This window comes from Kocuria atrinae C3-8 (assembly GCF_000286355.1).
Taxonomy (GTDB): domain Bacteria; phylum Actinomycetota; class Actinomycetes; order Actinomycetales; family Micrococcaceae; genus Kocuria; species Kocuria atrinae_A.
This window is the reverse complement of record NZ_AJXN01000017.1, coordinates 1-17,861: the sequence shown is the minus strand read 5'-3', so window position 1 is coordinate 17,861 and position 17,861 is coordinate 1. Positions and strand designations below refer to the sequence as shown.

At 65.8% G+C, this 17,861-nt stretch carries 18 protein-coding genes, 6 pseudogenes and 1 riboswitch; of the genes and pseudogenes, 8 read left to right on the top strand and 16 right to left on the bottom strand.

What is annotated here, in order from left to right:
- Window positions 1-182 precede the first annotated feature (182 nt).
- Window positions 183-1,531: pseudogene (murJ, locus tag YO9_RS0102590) on the bottom strand (murein biosynthesis integral membrane protein MurJ).
- 29 nt (window positions 1,532-1,560) lie between these two features.
- A complete protein-coding gene (locus tag YO9_RS16495; protein ID WP_016996116.1) occupies window positions 1,561-1,734 on the bottom strand; it encodes a hypothetical protein in 174 nt (57 codons plus the stop codon).
- A 171-nt stretch (window positions 1,735-1,905) separates the two neighbouring features.
- Between YO9_RS16495 and YO9_RS0102585 the strand changes: the two are divergent.
- Window positions 1,906-2,894 (top strand): annotated as a pseudogene (locus tag YO9_RS0102585) (LLM class flavin-dependent oxidoreductase).
- 3 nt (window positions 2,895-2,897) lie between these two features.
- On the opposite strand, the gene YO9_RS16490 reads toward YO9_RS0102585, so the two are convergent.
- The 14 genes and pseudogenes from YO9_RS16490 to YO9_RS0102525 all read right to left on the bottom strand — a co-directional run bounded on the left by YO9_RS16490 (window position 2,898) and on the right by YO9_RS0102525 (window position 13,323).
- Window positions 2,898-3,182, bottom strand: a complete 285-nt coding sequence (locus YO9_RS16490) for an alpha/beta fold hydrolase (protein ID WP_223286004.1) — start codon at window positions 3,180-3,182, stop codon at window positions 2,898-2,900.
- Window positions 3,170-3,334 (bottom strand): hypothetical protein, encoded by a 165-nt coding sequence (locus YO9_RS16485; RefSeq protein ID WP_223286003.1) that lies wholly within the window; start codon window positions 3,332-3,334, stop codon window positions 3,170-3,172. Before YO9_RS16485 ends, YO9_RS16490 begins: the two co-directional genes overlap by 13 nt.
- Before the next feature lie 14 nt (window positions 3,335-3,348).
- Window positions 3,349-3,546: an alpha/beta fold hydrolase gene (locus tag YO9_RS16480; protein WP_223286002.1), complete on the bottom strand. Its 198-nt coding sequence runs from the start codon at window positions 3,544-3,546 to the stop codon at window positions 3,349-3,351.
- Complete coding sequence (locus YO9_RS16475; RefSeq protein WP_223286001.1) at window positions 3,543-3,710, bottom strand: alpha/beta fold hydrolase; 168 nt, start codon at window positions 3,708-3,710, stop codon at window positions 3,543-3,545. Before YO9_RS16475 ends, YO9_RS16480 begins: the two co-directional genes overlap by 4 nt.
- A 185-nt stretch (window positions 3,711-3,895) precedes the next feature.
- Entirely contained in the window at window positions 3,896-4,609 is a 714-nt protein-coding gene (locus tag YO9_RS0102575) for a hypothetical protein (RefSeq protein ID WP_016996113.1), read from the bottom strand.
- Window positions 4,609-5,556 carry an ATP-binding cassette domain-containing protein gene (locus YO9_RS0102570; protein ID WP_016996112.1) on the bottom strand — a complete coding sequence of 316 codons (948 nt, stop codon included), beginning with the start codon at window positions 5,554-5,556 and terminating at the stop codon, window positions 4,609-4,611. Before YO9_RS0102570 ends, YO9_RS0102575 begins: the two co-directional genes overlap by 1 nt.
- A complete protein-coding gene (locus tag YO9_RS0102565; protein WP_016996111.1) occupies window positions 5,553-5,915 on the bottom strand; it encodes a GntR family transcriptional regulator in 363 nt (120 codons plus the stop codon). Before YO9_RS0102565 ends, YO9_RS0102570 begins: the two co-directional genes overlap by 4 nt.
- Before the next feature lie 259 nt (window positions 5,916-6,174).
- Window positions 6,175-7,039: pseudogene (locus tag YO9_RS0102560) on the bottom strand (prenyltransferase).
- Between the two features lie 405 nt (window positions 7,040-7,444).
- The gene (locus YO9_RS16470; protein ID WP_223286000.1) at window positions 7,445-7,876 is read right to left on the bottom strand and encodes a lycopene cyclase domain-containing protein; all 432 of its coding nucleotides are present in this window, start codon (window positions 7,874-7,876) and stop codon (window positions 7,445-7,447) included.
- Window positions 7,877-8,006: 130 nt separating this feature from the next.
- Window positions 8,007-9,563: pseudogene (gene crtI, locus YO9_RS0102545) on the bottom strand (phytoene desaturase family protein); the annotation flags it as partial.
- On the bottom strand, window positions 9,487-10,554 hold the full coding sequence (locus tag YO9_RS0102540) for a phytoene/squalene synthase family protein (RefSeq protein ID WP_317259715.1): 1,068 nt from the start codon (window positions 10,552-10,554) through the stop codon (window positions 9,487-9,489). The gene YO9_RS0102540 and the pseudogene crtI, both read right to left, overlap by 77 nt.
- Window positions 10,555-11,715, bottom strand: coding sequence for a polyprenyl synthetase family protein (locus tag YO9_RS0102535; protein WP_016996107.1), 1,161 nt, complete (start codon window positions 11,713-11,715; stop codon window positions 10,555-10,557).
- Complete coding sequence (locus YO9_RS0102530; protein WP_223285999.1) at window positions 11,712-12,239, bottom strand: MarR family winged helix-turn-helix transcriptional regulator; 528 nt, start codon at window positions 12,237-12,239, stop codon at window positions 11,712-11,714. Before YO9_RS0102530 ends, YO9_RS0102535 begins: the two co-directional genes overlap by 4 nt.
- A gap of 247 nt (window positions 12,240-12,486) precedes the next feature.
- Complete coding sequence (locus YO9_RS0102525) at window positions 12,487-13,323, bottom strand: fructosamine kinase family protein (RefSeq protein ID WP_223285998.1); 837 nt, start codon at window positions 13,321-13,323, stop codon at window positions 12,487-12,489.
- A 58-nt stretch (window positions 13,324-13,381) separates the two neighbouring features.
- On the opposite strand from YO9_RS0102525, the gene YO9_RS0102520 reads away from it, so the two are divergent.
- The 7 genes and pseudogenes from YO9_RS0102520 to YO9_RS0102495 form a co-directional block, all read left to right on the top strand.
- The gene (locus YO9_RS0102520; protein WP_031272541.1) at window positions 13,382-14,125 is read left to right on the top strand and encodes an SDR family NAD(P)-dependent oxidoreductase; all 744 of its coding nucleotides are present in this window, start codon (window positions 13,382-13,384) and stop codon (window positions 14,123-14,125) included.
- A gap of 120 nt (window positions 14,126-14,245) precedes the next feature.
- Window positions 14,246-14,767: an SDR family NAD(P)-dependent oxidoreductase gene (locus YO9_RS0102515; RefSeq protein ID WP_016996104.1), complete on the top strand. Its 522-nt coding sequence runs from the start codon at window positions 14,246-14,248 to the stop codon at window positions 14,765-14,767.
- Complete coding sequence (locus YO9_RS19560) at window positions 14,752-14,886, top strand: hypothetical protein (RefSeq protein WP_016996103.1); 135 nt, start codon at window positions 14,752-14,754, stop codon at window positions 14,884-14,886. Before YO9_RS0102515 ends, YO9_RS19560 begins: the two co-directional genes overlap by 16 nt.
- Window positions 14,883-15,203 carry a Rossmann-fold NAD(P)-binding domain-containing protein gene (locus tag YO9_RS0102505; RefSeq protein ID WP_016996102.1) on the top strand — a complete coding sequence of 107 codons (321 nt, stop codon included), beginning with the start codon at window positions 14,883-14,885 and terminating at the stop codon, window positions 15,201-15,203. The genes YO9_RS19560 and YO9_RS0102505 overlap by 4 nt, the downstream gene beginning before the upstream one ends.
- Before the next feature lie 65 nt (window positions 15,204-15,268).
- Window positions 15,269-15,386: riboswitch (SAM riboswitch) on the top strand.
- A 42-nt stretch (window positions 15,387-15,428) separates the two neighbouring features.
- Window positions 15,429-16,423 (top strand): annotated as a pseudogene (locus YO9_RS0102500) (methylenetetrahydrofolate reductase).
- 131 nt (window positions 16,424-16,554) lie between these two features.
- Window positions 16,555-16,893 carry a hypothetical protein gene (locus YO9_RS19555; protein ID WP_016996101.1) on the top strand — a complete coding sequence of 113 codons (339 nt, stop codon included), beginning with the start codon at window positions 16,555-16,557 and terminating at the stop codon, window positions 16,891-16,893.
- Window positions 16,884-17,861, top strand: a pseudogene (locus tag YO9_RS0102495) (5-methyltetrahydropteroyltriglutamate--homocysteine S-methyltransferase); the annotation flags it as partial. The gene YO9_RS19555 and the pseudogene YO9_RS0102495, both read left to right, overlap by 10 nt.

Here is a 17,861-nt window from a genome sequence, read left to right as displayed (position 1 = left end):
GATCTGCGCCGCGCGGTCCGCGAGCGCCGCGGCGGGCTCGCGAGCGACGTCGTTGACAGCCTGCGCTGGGGCCTGCGCGCCCGGCACAGTGTGTGGGACCCCAAGGATCCCGCGCCCGCCGGTTATTTGGTCTCGCAGCGACTTCAGAGTTTGGTGCCAGGCAAGGTCTAGTTGACCGTTTCCTAGCGCCGACGACGCCGCATGGCCCCGATCATCTCGGTCACCACCGTGCGCTCGGGGGCACGCATGAGCACCAGACCCGCAAAGTACACGGTGAAGGCTCCGGCCGTGACCGTGGCCAGCACGACGATCGAGGGTAGGCCCACCACGAATGTCTTGAGCGCCAACGCGCCCACGATGGCCAGGGCGGCCAAGAACGCCGCACGGATCAGTAGCCCCCTGATCAGGCGCGGGTTCAGGCCGTTGTGATTGCGGTACAGCAACCACCCGTTGCCCACCGCGGCGAAGATGAAGGACACCGTGGTGGCCAACGCGATTCCGGCAACCCCCATGAGCGGGCCGAGCACCACGTCACCCACCACATTGATGACCATGGCGATGATGGCAATGGTCACCGGGGACCGGGAGTCCCCCACCGCATAGGAGGCCCGCACGATGACCTGCCGACAGCCCAGGGCCAGCAACGCGGGCGTGTACCAAAGGAGGGCCGTGGCGGTGACGGCGACCTGGGCGTCGTCGAACGCGCCGTATCCGAACGCGAGATCGACCACCGAGACGGCGCCCACGGCGAGCACCACGCACATGGGCGTGAGCACCGTGACCGTGACGGACACTCCTCTGCCCACGAGGCGGCGCAGCTCCGGAACGTTTTTGGCCGATGCGCTCAGCGCGGGATAGAGCGGGACCAGCAACGAGGCGATCAACAGGGTCTCGGGTAGGTGCACCAGACGCCAACCATAGGACAGCGCGGTGATGCTGCCTTCGTCCAGGCTCGAGGCGACCGCGCGGTCCACCATGGTGTTCACGTTGGTCAGCGCGGTGCCCACGAGCATGGGTGGAGCCAAGCGCGCGATTTCCCGGAAACCGGGTCCTTGAGGTCGAAGCTCGGTCGCAGTTTGGTGCCCACCGCTCGCAGCGGCGGGATCTGGAAGGTCAGACGCAGCGCGGAGCCGATCACGAAGCCCCACGCGAGGGCTTCGATGCCGTACACGGGCCCGAACAACCCGGCAGCGGCGATCATCACAATGTTGAAGGGCACACCCTCCAGCGCGGACCACGCGAACCGGCCGTGGGCCTGCACGAGCGAGGCGATCAGGTTGGTGCCTGCAATGAACACCGTGGCCAGCAGCACGATTCGCATGAGGTGTTCGGTGATCTCGGTCTGCTCGGGTCCGAATCCCGGTGCGATCACGGCGGTGACCGGTCCGGTGAAAATCCCCGCAAGGATTGCAATGACGCCCAGGATGACCATGGTGACCGTGAGCGCCACGTTGAAGCTGCGATGGCCGGAACACTTTCCGGTTTCCTCGGCCGCTTGACGGGCCGTGACCGGGGTGACGGAGCGGGCCATGGCGTCAGCAATCAGTGCGAGCACCACGTTCATGAGGCCCTGGGCGACCAGATAGCGTCCAGCCCCGCGCCGGCGCCGAACACCGCGGCGATCACGATGTCTCGGCCGAAACCGAGGATCACAGAAAAGGCGGTCAGCCCGGTCACCAGCACCGCCGCGCGAGACACGCTCCAGCGCGGGTTGCGGTCCGCGTGCTTACCCATGGAGCGCCGCTTCCGCCGACGCCCGGGGAGCGGAACTGCGCACGATGGACCTCATGCACCCTCCCCATGGACGCAGTTGACTGGCGGATCGTCGCCGAGTCTAACAGCGGCGCAGCGGGGAATTAGTAGGCCACGCACGCCGTTATTTCCCCTAGAAAGCATCGTCAAGAAGTGAGGTTTTACGTGCGTCAGCCGCTGTCCGTCATTGATTTCGCAACCGTCCGCAAGAACCAGACCGTGGGTGAAAGCTTCGCGGATTCCGTCACCCTCGCGCAGGAGGCCGAGCGCCACGGCTACACGCGTGTTTGGTATGCGGAGCACCACAACATGCCCACCATCGCGTCTTCCGCACCTGCCGTGCTGATCTCGCACATTGCGTCCAAGACCGAGTCGATTCGGTTGGCGCCGGCGGCGTGATGCTCCCCAACCACTCTCCCCTCACGATTGCCGAGCAGTTCGGCACCCTGGCCGAGCTCTACCCGGGACGCATCGACCTGGGCCTGGGCCGCGCTCCCGGAACCGATCAGCGCACGCTGCAGGCCCTGCGCCGTTCGCCGCAGTCCGCGGACAGCTTCCCGCAGGATGTCAAGGAGCTGCAGGGGTACTTGTCCGGCACTCCCGCACCCCGGCGTCGCCGCCACCCCCGGCGCCAACACCAACGTGCCGCTGACCATCCTGGGATCGTCACTGTTCGGTGCGCAGCTGGCGGCCTCGTACGGCCTGACCTACGGGTTCGCCTCGCACTTCGCTCCGGATGCCTGGTGGACGCGGTCAACACCTATCGGACCCAGTTCCAGCCCTCCGAGCAGCTGGCCGAGCCGTACGTGATCGCCGCGGTCAACGTGATCGTCTCCGAAGATCCCGAGGACGCCGCTCGCCAGCTCGAAGCCACCCAGCGCGCCCGCGTGCGCATGATGGTGGGCCGCGGTCGCGAGTTCACCGAAGACGAGATGGACATGGTCATGGCTTCCCCCGCCGCACAGCAGATCCTGCACATGCTCAAGTACATGGCGGTGGGAACCCCTGACACCGTGGTCGACTACCTCGAGCGTTTCGCCCAGCACGCGGACGCTGATGAACTGATGATCTCCCCCGTGGCCACCCGCCAGGAGGATGTCCTCAAGGGCATGGAGCTGCTGGCCAACGCCTGGAAGAAGTAGACCTCAGGCGAGCTTGCTCAGGAAGGCGCCCAGAGCGGCGTCGAACTCGGTGGGGTTCTCCATGTTGGGCGTGTGGCCGCTGTTGCTGATCACGGCCAGCTCGCCGTGGGGCAGCAGCTCGGCCATGCGCTGGGCTGCGCCGCCGTCAAAGGCGTCGTTGTCGCCGGCGATCACCAGGGCGGGCTTATCGAAGTTCTTGAGCGTTTCCGTGAAGTCGTTGCGTTCGGCGCGGCCGCGCATGGCTGCCGTGGCGCCCTCGAGCGGCGACGCCTGAATCATCTCGAGCACGGTCTGGGCCACCTCGGCAGGCGCTCCACGTTCTCTTCCCAGATCATCTTGGGCAGCACGGCCTCGCCGTAGGCGTCCATGCCGCCACTCACGATTCCGTCCGCGGCCACGTGACGACGACGCCGCCCCGCCGCGTCCTCCGCTTGCGGCACCGTGTCGTTGATGATCAGGCACTCACGCGCTCCGGGTGGGACTCGGCCAACTGCATGGCCACCTGGCCGGCCATCGAGAAGCCCAACAGCACCGCCCGCTGGACCTGGAGTTCGTCGAGCAGAGCGATCACGTCCGCCACGAATTCCTCGGTGTACACGATGCCGGGGGTCACCTCGGAAACACCGAAACCTCGCAGGTCAGGGGCAATCACGCGCCAGCCTGCTCACTGAAGGTCTTGACCTGGCCGTCCCACATGGAGCGGTCGTAGGCGTGGCCGTGCAACAGCACGAGCGGGGTGCCCTGGCCCTCATCCGTATAGGCGAGGTCGATGTCGTTGACGTGTGCGGTGTGCGTGGTGAATGCGGAACGGCTCATGGCTCCCATGATGCCAGCCACCCGGCGGGGCCCTCCACGACCGGCCATTTGATGACGCCTTACTGCACGGTAAGGCGGCCTACTAAGCAGTAAGGCGTCAGGGAATGGTTCCCACACAGCGCCGACGCCGCCCGCCCCGGGAAGGGGAGCGAGCGGCGTCGGCGGGTGCGTGGCTGGGGTTGCGGCTAGATCTCCGCGAACCGCACCACGGTTCGGCTGGCGATGGCCGCGATCACCGTGACGATCAGCAGACCCAGCGGGATGGTCCAGCGTCCGAGTTCGCCCACGAGATCGACCCAGAAGTCCGGCCAGGCTACGACCGCTGCGATCAGCCCGAGGAGCAGCAGCACCACGGCGACCACCGAGATCACGGTCCAGACGACTCCGGCTGCACGGTAGATGCCGCCGAAACCCATTCCCGCGAACAAGCTCATGAGGCACATGAGGAACAGGGAGATGGCAACGATCAACGGGTTGCCGTTGTCCATGGCCGTCACGGTCAAGTAGCTGACGCCCACGCCGTAACCGGTAGCGGATTCAATGGCCAGCAGTACAAGGCCCACCGCCACGACTACGAGTGACGTGATCACGAATCCCAGTGCCGTTCCGGCCCAGAAGTTGTGTCGGGTACTACCGAACGCCAACGATCCGGCGAAACCGCGATTGGCGGTCAGCGCACCGTGAGAGATCAGAAAGCCCGGGATCGCCCAGAAGATGGCCTGGTTGTACTTGAATCCCTCGCTGACCTCGGACGGCAGCGGCAGACCGGTGCGGATGCCAATGATGAGACCGATGATGATCATGATGACGGCCACCATCAGCAGGATCGCCGGCGCAATCACGAACGAGTTGACCCGGTTGGTCAGGTAGAGCGCGAGATTTCTGCGTACGTACTGCATCACAAGCTCATTTCTGCGTTGTCCGAGCCGCGCATACCGCGTGCTGCCACGAGTTCTTGCAAGGTGACCGGTTCGACGGACGCGTTGGCTTCATCGGCGCGACGGTAGTCGTCGTCGGTGGCGCTGCCGTCCACGGTGATCGAGAGAATGTTGCCCAGGCGGTGTTCGCGGAGAATCTGGCGATCACCGGCTAGTTCACGAACCACGGGCTCGAGGCCTCGCAGGACGAACGCGCTGTCCCTGGCCTGATCGATGTCCGCGTCCACGGTGACCCGCCCGTCCTCGAGCATCACCACGTTTTCGAGTAGGTCGGAGACCTCGTCGATCAGGTGCGTCGAGAGAATGACCGTGCGGGGGTGCTCGGCCATGGCCCGCGCGAACTCTTCATAGAACAGAGCGCGGTGACCGGGGTCCAGACCCAGGTAGGGCTCGTCCATGAAGGTGTACGGCGCCCGTGCCGCCAGCCCGATCACGATGACCAACGCGCTGCGCTGACCACGTGAGAGCTTCACGGCACGCGTGCCCATCGGCAGATGGAACCGTTTCGCCAATCGTTCGGCCAGCTCGGCATCCCAGTTGGGGTAGAACGTGGGCAGGATGCGCAGCAACGAGGCGGGAGTGTCGTCGTCGTGGAACTTCTGGTCTTCATGAATAAAGCACGTGCGTTCCAAGACCTTGGCGTTTTCTCTCGGGTCCTCACCGTCGATGAGAATCTCACCGGAGCTGCGGAACTTGTGATTCAGGATCACCGACATCAGCGTGGTCTTGCCCACGCCGTTCGCCCCGAGCAGGCCGTGCACTCGATTGGGTGCGAAATTCACGGTGATGTCATGCAGCACGTGCTTCTTACCGAACGACTTGTTGAGGTTTCGGATCTGGATGCCCTGCTGACCTGTGTCCCACGGAGCACCGGTTCGGCGATCTGCCTGTTGAGCTTGGGAACTCATGGCGTGTCCTTTCTGATGAGCGCAACCATGTCGTCCAGGGACAAACCCAGTCGCTGTGCCTCGGCCACTGCCGGGCGAATGAAGTCTTCGTCGAACGCCTTGCGGCGTTGCTCTCGCAAAATCTCGGGACCGTTGGCATCCACGAACGTTCCTATTCCACGACGCCGCACCAGGACTCCCTGGTCGACCAACCGCCCCAGCGCTTTTCCTGCCGTTGCGGGGTTGATGCGGTAGAACGCCGCTAGCTCGTTGGTGGAGGGCACAGCCGAGTCCACCGGGTAATTGCCCTGGAGGATGTCGTCCGCAATCTGGTCAGCCAGGACCATGAAGATCGGGCGACCATCTTGTCTCGGTGTCATGACACCTCCTCTAGTTATTTGGTTCCTTACTCCACTAATTAACCACTTAACCGATGAGCCGTCAAGAGCTGGGTCGCGCGGGTTCGATGGGGGCGGCGGGAAAGGTCGCCGGACCGACGAGGGGCAGGACCAAATGATCCCGCCTTACTGCACGGTAAGCAGGTCTACCGTGCAGTAAGGCGGGATGAAATGGTTACGAGTGGGCAACGGGCCGGACGTCCATGCCAGCAGCTTCAGCGCCGGCCGAGGTGGCCCAGGGTTACCGGACCGCGACCCACCAGATGAGCAGCATGGTCACGAAGAAGCCGGTGAGGTAGTTGAGCCACAGGAAGGTCTTCCATCCGGCGTTGGCTCGGCCGGAATCGGCGTCGGTCACGGTACGGAAGCGGAGCACGTTCAGCAGATACGGCACCGCAAGCAGCGCAGCCAGTTGACCCGGCCAGTCGGTCAGGAGCATCAGCAACCCGGCGCCGGCATACAGCGCGGCGGACACCCACACCGTGGTCGGGCACCGAGCACCGTGGCCACAGAGGCCAGCCCGCCGTCACGATCCGGAACCACATCCTGCACGGCCCCGAACATCTGCGAGGCCATGCCCCACAGGAAGAACCCGGCCAGCAGGCCCCACAGCCCCAGCGTGAAATCCGCGCCCGCCAGTACCAGCCCGTAGACCGCGGGTGAGACAAAGTGCGTGGATGAGGTCACCGCATCCAAGAACGGCTTCTCCTTGAACCGCAGTCCCGCCCACGAGTAGGCCACTACCGCGAACAGAGACACCGCGAGCACCGCGATCGACAGCAGGTTCCCGGTCATTACAGCCCAGCCGACCAGCACCAGAACGAACGGAGCCGGCACCAAGCACGAGGCCAGCAGCACCGAGCGCCGCGCGGACCTGTCCACGACCGCGCCTTCCACGCCTCCCTTGCGGGGATTGCGGAGGTCGGATTCGTAGTCGAACACGTCGTTGATGCCGTACATCGCCAGGTTGTAGGGCACTAGGAAGAACACGGTTCCGAGCACCACGAGCCACCACGCAGTCCCCCGGTCAGCAATACCGCTGCGGTGAACGGATAGGCGGTGTTGACCCAGCTCAGCGGCCGGGATGCCCAGAACAGTTTGCTCATCACGCATCTCCCGCGGGGTCGTCATGGTGGGAACGGCGATCCGAGTGAGCGCCCGGCTCGCCTTCTGTGGAAACACCTTCGGAAGCACGCCCCGAGGGCCGGTGAGAATCCACCCAACCACCCAGCAGCAACCACAGCCCCGGCAGCAGAAGCACCCCGGCCAGCGGATAGCGAAGTCCTCGAGCGGGGCCAGACCCACTTGCACGCCCGAGATGTTCTGGTCCGTGTAGGTCATGATGCCCGCGGCGATCATCAGATTGTCGAACACCGCGGTGAGCACGAACAGCAGCACGGTCGAGGCACCCAAGGCGCCCCAGAAGAGCGGGCCGGGCTTCCGCAGCACCACGGCCACGATCAGCACCAGCGCGGCGAGGCCCAAGAAAATGAAGTTCACGTCCCAGTACGTCACGGCCGGTCCCCCTTGGGTTCGCGCGACCCCTGGGCGGAGAAGGTACCGTCCGCTGCGGAAGCCCGCGAGCGACGTCGTTGTCCCACAGCGTCGCGGTCAACCAACGAACCGCGCGACGCACCCGACCGCGAGCGCAACCAGCGCCACAGCACGGGCGCGCCCAAGATGTAGATCATGGTCTGGTAGCAGAGGAAGGCCAGGAAGAAGACCTCCTCGATGGGCAGCTCAGGGGCCACGAAGATCCCCAGTGTGAGTGAATTCCCGCCGTGCCAGAAGAGTCCGTTGATGATGCCCACCACGTCCCACGCGAGGAAGAACAGCACGCCCGCGATCAGAACGACCCACGCTCGCAGCGGGGCACCGGACCAGAAGTAGAGGTTCCAGCGGCGGTCGATCAGGGTGTAGCAGCCGATGAACACGAGCAGCATCAAGAGGTACATCAGTCGGTGCGCTCCCCGGCATCGACGGTATGGGTGGCGGGTCGGGATGGCGAGCCCACGGCCGGGTCTGGATCAGACCGGCCGCAGTGTTCGCCGCAGATTTCTCCCCGGGCGCAGTCCCCCGAACTGCATCAAGTACTACTTCGGACGAGATGAGGCACATGGGTACCCCGATTCCCGGCCGCACGGACGAACCCGCGTAGTACAGCCCCTTGATTCCCCTGTCGTCCACGCCCGGCCGGAACAGGGCCGATTGCGTGAGCGTATGCCCGGGGCCAAGCAGAGATCCGCGCCACGCATTCACGTTGGACACGAAATCAGCGGGACCGTAGGTTCTGCGTACCTCGATCCGCTCTGCCAGGTCTTCAATGCCTGCCCATCGGGCGAGTTGGGCCACGGCGGCGTCTGCCACCTTCTCGACCTGCGGTGAACCGGGTTGGTTCACCTCGGCCGTGTGGATTCCTCCTCGCCCCCAGTCGGGCACGGCGGGTGACGGAACCAGAATGAACAGGTTCTCGTCGCCATCCGGGGCGGACCCCGGATCGGTAGCGGACGTCATGCACACGTACATGGATGTCTCGTCCGCAAGTTCTTTGCCCTCCGCGATGCGCGCGAAATTGTCCGGCCAGTCCGCCGTGAACAGCAGATTGTGGTGGAGCAGTTCGGGCAGCTTTCCGCGCACGCCCAGGCACACGAGCACCCCGGAGGGTCCCGGGTCTCGGCGCTTCCAGCGCGATTCGGGCGCGCGGAACGGCTGCGGGAGCAATTCAGTTTGTAGGTGGTGCAGATCGGTCGCGCCGACGACGACGCTCGCGGCCTCCCGCTCCTGCGTCCCGTCTTCGAGGCGGTAACGCACCCCGGTGACGGTGCCGCGGCGGCGTCCCACTCGAGGCGGGAATTGGCCGGAGGAGCTCACATCGATACCGGTGACCGTGGCACCGGTGACGATCTCCACTCCGGCGTCTCGCACCAGGCGTTCCATGGCGTCCACGAGCGCGGCGAAACCGCCCTGCGGGTACTGCACGCCGTCCGTGAGATCCAGGTGACTCATCAGGTGGTACATGGCCGGAGCGGAGTCCGGAGCAGCTCCCAGGAAGACCGCGGGATAGCCCAGGATCTGGCGTTCGCGCGGCTCGGGGAACCGCTTGGCGATGTAGCCCTCCATCGAGTCGCTCAGCAGCGCGCCCAGTCGGGGCAGGTTCTTGAGCACCTCGGGGGTCATGAGCTCGAGGGGCTTGGTGAAGTTCGTGTACAGGAAGTACTTCTTGGCCAGCTCGTAGACCTCGGCACCGGAATCGAGGTAGCGCTTCAGGGCAGCACCGGAACCCGGGTCCAGCTGCTCGAAAAGGTCTTCGGCTTGACCGGCCACCACATCCACGGGCTGGGAGTCCAGGTGCTGTTCGAAGAACGTGCGGTAACCGGGGGTCAGTTGACGCAGGTCCAGTTCCTGGTCCGCGCTGGAGCCCATGAGGCGGAACCAGCGGTCGATCACCTCGGGCATGAGGTACCAGCTGGGACCCGTGTCGAACCGGAAACCCTGCGCTGACCAGCGCCCGGAGCGCCCACCCAGGGTCTCCTGTTGCTCGAGGAGCACAACGTCATGGCCGTCCTTGGCCAGCAGACCGGCCGTGGCCAGGCCCGCGAACCCGCCACCGATGACTACCGTGCGGCTCATGAGGCACCTCGCGATCCAGTTTCAGGAACCGAGTCTTCGCTCGCGTTCCGGTCGGCACGGGACCCGACATGCGACTCGCTGTCGGTCTCGAAACGGGGTGCACTGCGCGATCCCGTGAGGACGCGTGCGGCAATGCGCGCCTTGACTGCGGTCGGCACGCTGATGCGCTGCTGCGTGAGCTCCGCCGCGGGAACGGCGCAATCCTGCGGGCGAGTTCGTGGAACAACCCGTGGGCCAGCAGCACCGCCCGGCGAGCGCGCCGGTCGAGCGCCAGGATGCCGGGCACGGCGGCGTCGAGATCCGCGTAAAGATCCGCGAGCAACGCGTTTTTCTCAGCCTCGCCGAAATCGGCGGGATCGGTGTCCGGGAAGTAAGTGCGACCCAGCTGGTCGTGGTCGGCGCCCAGATCGCGCAGGAAGTTGACCTTCTGGAATGCCGCACCCAGCCTGCGAGCGGTGGCGCGCAGCATCTCGCGCTGTTCGGGGGTGTCCGCCTGGGTTCCGGGCAGGTCCATGAACACCTCGAGGCACATGAGTCCCACGACCTCGGCGGACCCGTAAATGTAGGTCTCCAGCGAGGCAGGATCGTGCTCGGCCACGTCCAGATCCGCGCGCATCGAGGCGAAGAACGGCGCGGTCAGTTCACTGCCGAAGCCGTGACGGCGTGCGACGTCGGTGAAAGCATGCACCACCAGGTTGGTGGAGAACCCGCTGGCCAGAGCCTGCTCGACCTCGGCTTCGAGTTCGTCGAGGGCCGTGCGCACGGGACCCGTGGCGAGCCCGGCAGCGGAGGCGGTGCCGTCCACCACTTCATCGGCCACGCGCACCAAGGCGTAGATGCTGGCGATGTCTCGGCGGCAGTCGCGCGGCAGAGTGCGGCACGCCCACGAGAAGGACGTGGAGTAGCGCCCGATGACCTGCCCGGCAGCTGCGGCGGCGGTGCGGGTGTACAGCGGGAGCGGGGTGCTGGCAGGTGTGACGAGTCGAGTCATTTACTTCCTCCTGTGCAGCACGTAGTGGCAGATGGCGCCGAGTTCGGCGCGCTCCGCGTCCGGCAGGGGCAACTGGTCCAGGGCGTCCTGGGCCTGAGCGACCAGTTCGGTCGCGAGCTCCACGGCACTGGTCTCCGCGCCCGCATCCGCAAGCACCGTTTTCACGTGATCGACCGACACGCGTCCCGCGGAGAAATCGACGAGCGCCTCGCGAGCGCGGGCGTCCTTCATCCCGTGGGCGGTGAGCACCGTGGCCTTGCCCTCGCGCAGGTCCGCTTCGGTGGACTTACCCGTGATGTGTGGATCTGCGAAGGTGCCCAGGATGTCGTCGACCACCTGGTAGGCCACTCCGATCCGCGATCCCGCTTGGGCGAGCCGAGCGGCGTCGTCCTGATCCGCACCCGCCAGCAATGCGCCGGCCCTGAGCGGGGCCTCGAACGAGTAGGTCGCGGTCTTAAGGCGTTCCATGTTGAGGATGTCCTGCACGGCGGGATGCTCGCGGCCGTAGCGGTGCATCGACAACAGCACGTCATCCAGCTCACCGGCGGCCGAGGCGGTCACGGCGTCGAACACCACGGCGGCCACGGGCTGCAAGCGTGCGGGATCCGCGGTGCACGTGGTGGCCAGCTGTAGTGCGCCGGCCAGCAGCAGGTCGCCGCCAATGATCGCCGCGGCCTCGCCGAGATGCTGCGCCTCGTTCGACGGCGCTCCCACCTCGTGCGCGTCCCTGCGGTAGAGCTCCCCCACCGTGGGTCGTCCGCGACGCACGTGATCTCGGTCCACCACGTCGTCGTGGACCAGAAGCGCCGCGTGCAGCAGCTCGAACGAGGCGGCCAAACGGACGCAGTCCGGGTCCGGTTGGTTGCGTGTTTCGCCCCGCATGATGGGTTCGGTGTGCCCCGCGAAAGCGCGCCAGGCCAAGTGGGTCAGACGAGGACGCAGCAGCTTACCGCCCGTGACCTGTTCCTGGACCCGCGAGCGCAGCACGGGAAAACCGGGGCTCTGCGTGACCGTGTCCTTGAGTCCGTCGAAGTAGGCGCCCAGTTCCTCGGTGACAGCCTCGCGGAATGCGCCCCAGGTGAGGCCGTTGGAGACTTCACCCGCGATCCGGAGGGCTGAGGTGTCCACGTGTTGAACTTGAGAGAGCCGTGAGGAATTCATGCCTGCTCCTCACCTGTGCGGTCGGACTGCCAGATGTCCAGGGTGTCCTGATCCAGCACGGGCCGATTCTTGAGTTCGTCCCGGTAGGACTCGAGGGATGAGGCGGCCCCGTTCAGGAACTGCAGGACTGCATCCCGGCCGGCCTGGTCGAGCTTCTCCAACTCGTCCTCCACCATGCTCATCATGGGATAGACGTGCTCCATGGTCTTGGCGCGAGAGGATTCCACGGCTCTGATGATCATGCGGCGGCGGTCCTCCGGATGTGGTTCCCTCACGGCATGGCCGGCCCGGACCAAACGATCCGCCACGGCGGTGGCGGCGGCACTCGTGATGTGGAGAGCGCGGGCCAATCCCGTGGGCCCCATGGGCTCGCGCATCAAGATGGCCATGGCCGCGTAATCGGTCTCCTTGAGACTCATGAGCCGGCGGACCTGATAGCCGATTTCCTCGTTCAGCTGGACTACTCGACGCAGCTGCCGACTTTGAGGGCTGACGAAATCGGGCCTCGACCGCGACTCGCCCATCAACAACCTCGACTTTATAGTAGTTAGAAAATCTGACTACCATCATGCGTGAAGGACCCGGGCGCTGTCCAACTCACTAGGTGAGCGGCCGCCAAGCCATGTCGAACCATCTGGTGCCGGCTTACTGCTGCGTAACCAGGCGTACCGTGCAGTAAAGGGTCATGAGATGGCGCGCCGGACTCAGCAAGGCCGGGTCAACGGGTCCAACGCCGTCTCAATCCGTCTCATCGGAGCTGCCTGAGGGCCCTCATGACCGAATTTCCGTAGCCACCGCCGAAACGAATCGCGTGCACCAACAGCGGCGGCAACTGGTACCAGGCACGCGCTCCCGCCAACCGTCCGCAAGCGGGTACACGTCGTCGTAGGCGTTAAAGCAGGCCTCACCGAAACCGCCGAACAGCAGCATCATGGCCAGGTCGTATTCGCGGTGCCCGTAGAACGAGGACGGGTCGATCAGCCAGTTGCGCCCACTTGAATCCACCACGCGGTTGCCCGCCCACAGGTCTCCGTGGAGCAAGCTGGGCGGCTCTACCGGTCCGGCGAGTTCGGCCGCGCGCGGTGCCAGTTCGTCCAGCAGGTCCTGCGCGTCCGCGTCCAGCTTTCCGGACTCAACGGCGGTGCGCAGCAACGGTTCGATCCGGCGGTGCAACAGGAAATCGGCCCAGTTGTCGGTCGGTGAAAGGTCCACCGGGAAGGACCCGATGCGCTGGGGTAGTTCAGGGTCCAGCCCACCGACATGCGGTGCTTCCGCGCGGTGGATCTGCGCCAGACCGCTACCGCATTCCGCCTCGGTCGCGGAACCGCCCGCACCGTAGGATTCATCGATCCACTCCAAGACCAACCCCTGGCCGGTCACGCGGATGACCCGCGGCACCGAGAGCTCGGGCGGGGCGGCCGAACGGAGGGCTTCGAGCCCCGCGGCCTCCAGCTCCAAGACCCCGGCCGGTGCATCGAGCATGGTCTTGGCGAACAGTGGCCCATCAGGGGTGTTCAACCGATAGGCGGCCGCAGTATCACCACCGCTCAGCGACTGCACACCGGTGACATCGAGATCGGCAAGGAGGTCTTCGGGCAACTGGTCCATACTTCCTCTCTACACCATCCTGGACGGTGCTCACAGGGTCTTTTTCTAGGCTGAAAGCATGCAACTACAGGACAAAGTGGTCATTGTGACGGGCGGAGCTTCGGGTATCGGGGGTGCGCTGAGCCGCGTGCTCGCGCGCCGGGGAGCGAGCGTCGTCGCCGTCGATATCAACGAACAGGCCGGCCAAGAATTGGAGTCGGAACTGGGCGAGAGTGTGGTCTTCGTGGCGGGTGATGTGTCGCTCGAGGAAACCGCGCAGACTGCGGTTCGGACCGCCGTCGAACGCTTCGGGCACCTGGATGCCCTGGTCAACAACGCGCACGCGTCCAAGCAGGCCATGTTCCTGGACCTGGACGAGGACGCCTGGGAACTGTCTTTCAATACGGGGCTGCGGGCCACACGGCAGTTCATGAAGGCCGCGCATTCCGAGCTCGCCAAGCGGGGCGGTTCGGTCGTGAACTTCGGATCCGGCTCCGCGGTGAGCGGGCAGCCGACGCAGGCCGCCTACGCATCCGCCAAGGAGGCCATCCGCGGGCTCACCCGCGTGGTCGCCAACGAGTGGGCCGGGGACAACATTCGCATCAACGCCGTGATGCCCATTGCGCTGACCGAGGGCGTGGCCAAGTGGAAGGAAGCTTTCCCGGAGATGTATCAGAAGTCGCTCAGCCACATTCCGCTGGGCCGCTTCGGCGACCCGCAGGAGGACGTCGCGCCGTTGGTGGCCTTCCTCATTTCCGAAGACGCTCGCTTCATCACCGGCCAGGCCATCGCCGTGGACGGTGGGGCCACCAAGCTCTACTGAGCCCTAACGACAGACCCTCAAAGTGTCTGCGGCGGCCCGTTCTCGCGCCGCCGCAGACACCTTTCAAGAAACATCTGTCACGGAACCTCCGACAACCACCGGACCGGAGATACTCGAAGCATGGCCCCCGACCAGCCCCCTGCCCCTGTCGAGCAACATGCCACCGACACCGCCCCCGTGGTGATCACCGGCGCCACATCGGGACTGGGCCGCGAGACGGCCCGAGCACTGGCGAAGCAGGGGTTTCCCCTGATTCTGGCCGCCCGAAACGTGGCCGGGGGACGCGAACTCGCGGACGCGCTGTCAGCCAACGGCACCTCCGTAGACGTCCGCCATCTGGACCTCGCCGACCTCTCCAGCGTGAAGTTCTTCAGCCAAGATCTCCTCGCAGACGGTGTGATCCCCCAAGCCATCATCTGCAACGCCGGGGTCCAAACCTTCGACCGGATGCGACGCTCCGCGGACCGGTTCGAGCTGACGATGGCCACCAACGTGATGGGCCATGTGGTGCTGCTCGAACCCCTACTAAACCGCATGACACCTGGCTCGCGAGTGATCACTCTGGGCAGTGAAACCCACCGCGGTGTCTCCGGGCTTTCGGCTTCCCGGGTGCCCGGTGGTCGAGCATGGACGAGCTCTTGAGCCCTCCGGATCCCGGGCCCAACGCCAAGGACAACGGCCTGGTGCGCTACTCGACCTCCAAGCTCGCGTGCATCGCCGTGGCCTATGACATCGACCGCACCTGGCGGAGCGGGGTGTGAGGGCCGCAAGTTTTGATCCCGGCCTCATGCCGGACACCGGCCTCGCCCGAAATTACCCCCGCATCGTGCAGAAGATTTACTCGACACTGGCACCCTTGATCGCTCGGATTCCCGGCGCCAATCTGGTCAAGACCTCTGCCGAAAACCTCGCGTGGCTGGCCACCTCCCCGGAAGCGGAACCGCTCATGGGCCGCTACGTGGCGGGACGGAGGCCCCGCACCAGCTCCCCCGTGAGTTATGCCTCTGACCTGCAACAAGACGTGTGGAACACCAGTCTTGAACGGGCCGGGACGGCACCGCAGACCGGCGCTGACTAACCCATTCCGATTTCCACATGTGACTTGCGCCGCCAAAACGGTGTGCTAATGTCTCTCGCAACAAGGATCATGAGTCCCGGTGTGAAGCTCTGGCTAACCGGGCGGCAACCCTCCAGCACGTAGCGGGGTGCCCCAGATGACGATCCGGCCGCCGTGCAACCGCACGGCGAGCAAGTACGGCGCACGGAGAAACCTCCGGCGTCCTGAACCGCCGGAGGTATTTTTATGCCCGCCCTGTCCCCACCCCAGGTCTCGGAGCAGACCGTCACCACGGGGCCACCCACGGGAACGTCGTGGTTGGTGCGCAGGCCGCGCCGCGAATCCTTGATCTCGTTCGAGGTGTTCCCGCCGCACCCCACCCGCGATCCCGAGGCCGTGTGGCGCAACATCGACACCATGGCCGCGGCCGGTCCGGATTTCTTCTCGGTCACCCACGGGCACTCCGGCACCAACGGGGTCTCCCGCGAGACGCTGCGGCACCTGCTCAAGCAGACCAAGACCCCCGCAGTGGCCCACCTGACCTGCGGTGGCACCGATCGCGAGGGCTTGGAGCGCGCCGTCGAGGATTTGCTTGACGACGGCGTTCGCGACCTTCTCGCCCTGCGCGGCGATCCACCCGTGGGTGCGGCGAGTGGGTCACGCACCCGGGTGGCTTCGACCGCGCGTCACAGCTGGTCGAACTGATCCGCGAGGTCGAGGAACGGAAGTTCGGCGTGTGCGAGCGCCCCGGCAAGCGCCCCGTCTCGGTGTCGGTCGCGTGCTATCCCGTGGCAGCCAAGGGCCGTGATTTCGAAGCCGACCTCGCCGCCCTGTGGGACAAGCAGCAAGCCGGTGCCGATTACGCGATCACCCAGGTGCTCTACGACGCCCAGGACTACGTGCGGTTCCTGGAGCGTGCGCGCTCGGAGGGCATCCACATTCCGATCATCGCCGGCCTGGTACCGCTGACCGACATCAAGCGCCTGGGGCGAATGACCGAGCTGACCGGCGTACCGATCCCCGAGCGGATCACCAAATTCTTGGACACCGATCACCCCGGTGAACTGCGCCGCAGAGGCATCGCGGCGACGCTCACCCTGATCGACGAACTGCTGGACTTCGGTTGCCCGGGTCTTCATTTGTTCACGTTCAACCGGCCGGACGCCCCGCTGGCCATCCTTGATCATCTCCGGGTGCGCGATGCCGCCCGCGAGTTCCGTGGGAGCTCGTCGGCGGCCTGACCGCCGCCCGTCAGTGGCCGCACCACGGTCACGACAGCACCCACATTTCCCTTCCGACAGAACCTTCTGGCAACGGTCTCAGTGACCGTCGCTTCCCAAAACACACCCTTTTACCCTCAGGAGCACCCCAAATGACTGCTATTTCCAAGACTTCGTTCCCCGCCGCGACCATCCTGGGCTACCCCCGGATCGGCCCGAACCGTGAACTCAAGAAGGCCCTGGAGGCCTACTGGTCCAAGCCCGCGGAGAACCCCGCGCAGTCCGTTCTGGACACGCTCGCCCAGTTGCGTGAGCGCACCGTTCGCCACCTCAGCGACCTCGGTCTCACTGACGACGCCGCCATCCCCGCAGACACGTTCGCCGTGGACCAGACCCTGGACACCGCCCTGGCCCTGGGCGCGGTTCCGGCCCGGTTCCGCGCGGACGGTTTCCGCCCCGCCGCTCCGGACACCCCGCAGGCATCGAGCTGATCACCGCGCTGTCCCGTGGAACGGATCGCCTGGAGCCGCTGGAGATGACCAAATGGTTCGACACCAACTACCACTACTACGTTCCCGAGATCGGTCCGGACACCCCGTTGTCCGCGCACCCGGAGAGCCTGATCGAGCGCTTCGTGACCGCTCGTGACACCACCGGGGCGATCACCCGCCCGGTGCTGGTGGGCCCCGTGACCCTGTTGCTGCTGGCCCGCCCGGAAACCACGGACGCTTCGGGCACCCAGCCCTTCGATCGTCTCAATGACGTGGTGGATCTCTACATCCAGTTGCTCACCGCGCTCAAGGACGCAGGCATTCCGTGGGCCGAGCTGGATGAGCACGCCCTGGCGGCAGAAGGCTGGGACGTCCCCCGCGAGGCAATCATCGACGCCCTGACCAAGGCCTACACCCGGCTGAGCTTCCCCTCTAACCGCCCCGACATCCTCGTCGCCGTGGGCTACGGGGATGCGGGTGAAGACGCCCAGCTAGCTCTGGCCACCACCGACATCGAAGCCCTGGCCATCGACCTGGACCGCGGTGCCGAACCCGGTGCCGCCGCGCTCGAGGCGTGGGGCGAGCGCCCGCTCGTGGGCGGCGTCGTCGGCGGTCGTACCGTGTGGCGCACCGATCTGGAGAAGGCTTCGGAAACCCTGGGCCGGCTCCAGGATGCCGCGCGCGGCCCCGTGACCGTGGGCACCGCGACCCCGCTGCTGCACGTCCCGCACGATGTGGAGCGGGAAACCGCCCTCGACCCGGACGTCAAGGAATGGGTGGCATTCGCCGATCAGAAGGTCGCCGAGGTGGTCACTCTGTCCCGCGGGCTGACCGAAGGCTGGTCCACCGTGGCGCAGGAGCTCGGCAAGGACGCGCAGATTCGTTCCCGCCGCGCCGCTCACCCGGCCACGAACCGCCAGGAAGTTCGTGCTCGCACCGCAGCCGTGCAGCAGCAGGACCGCGAGCGC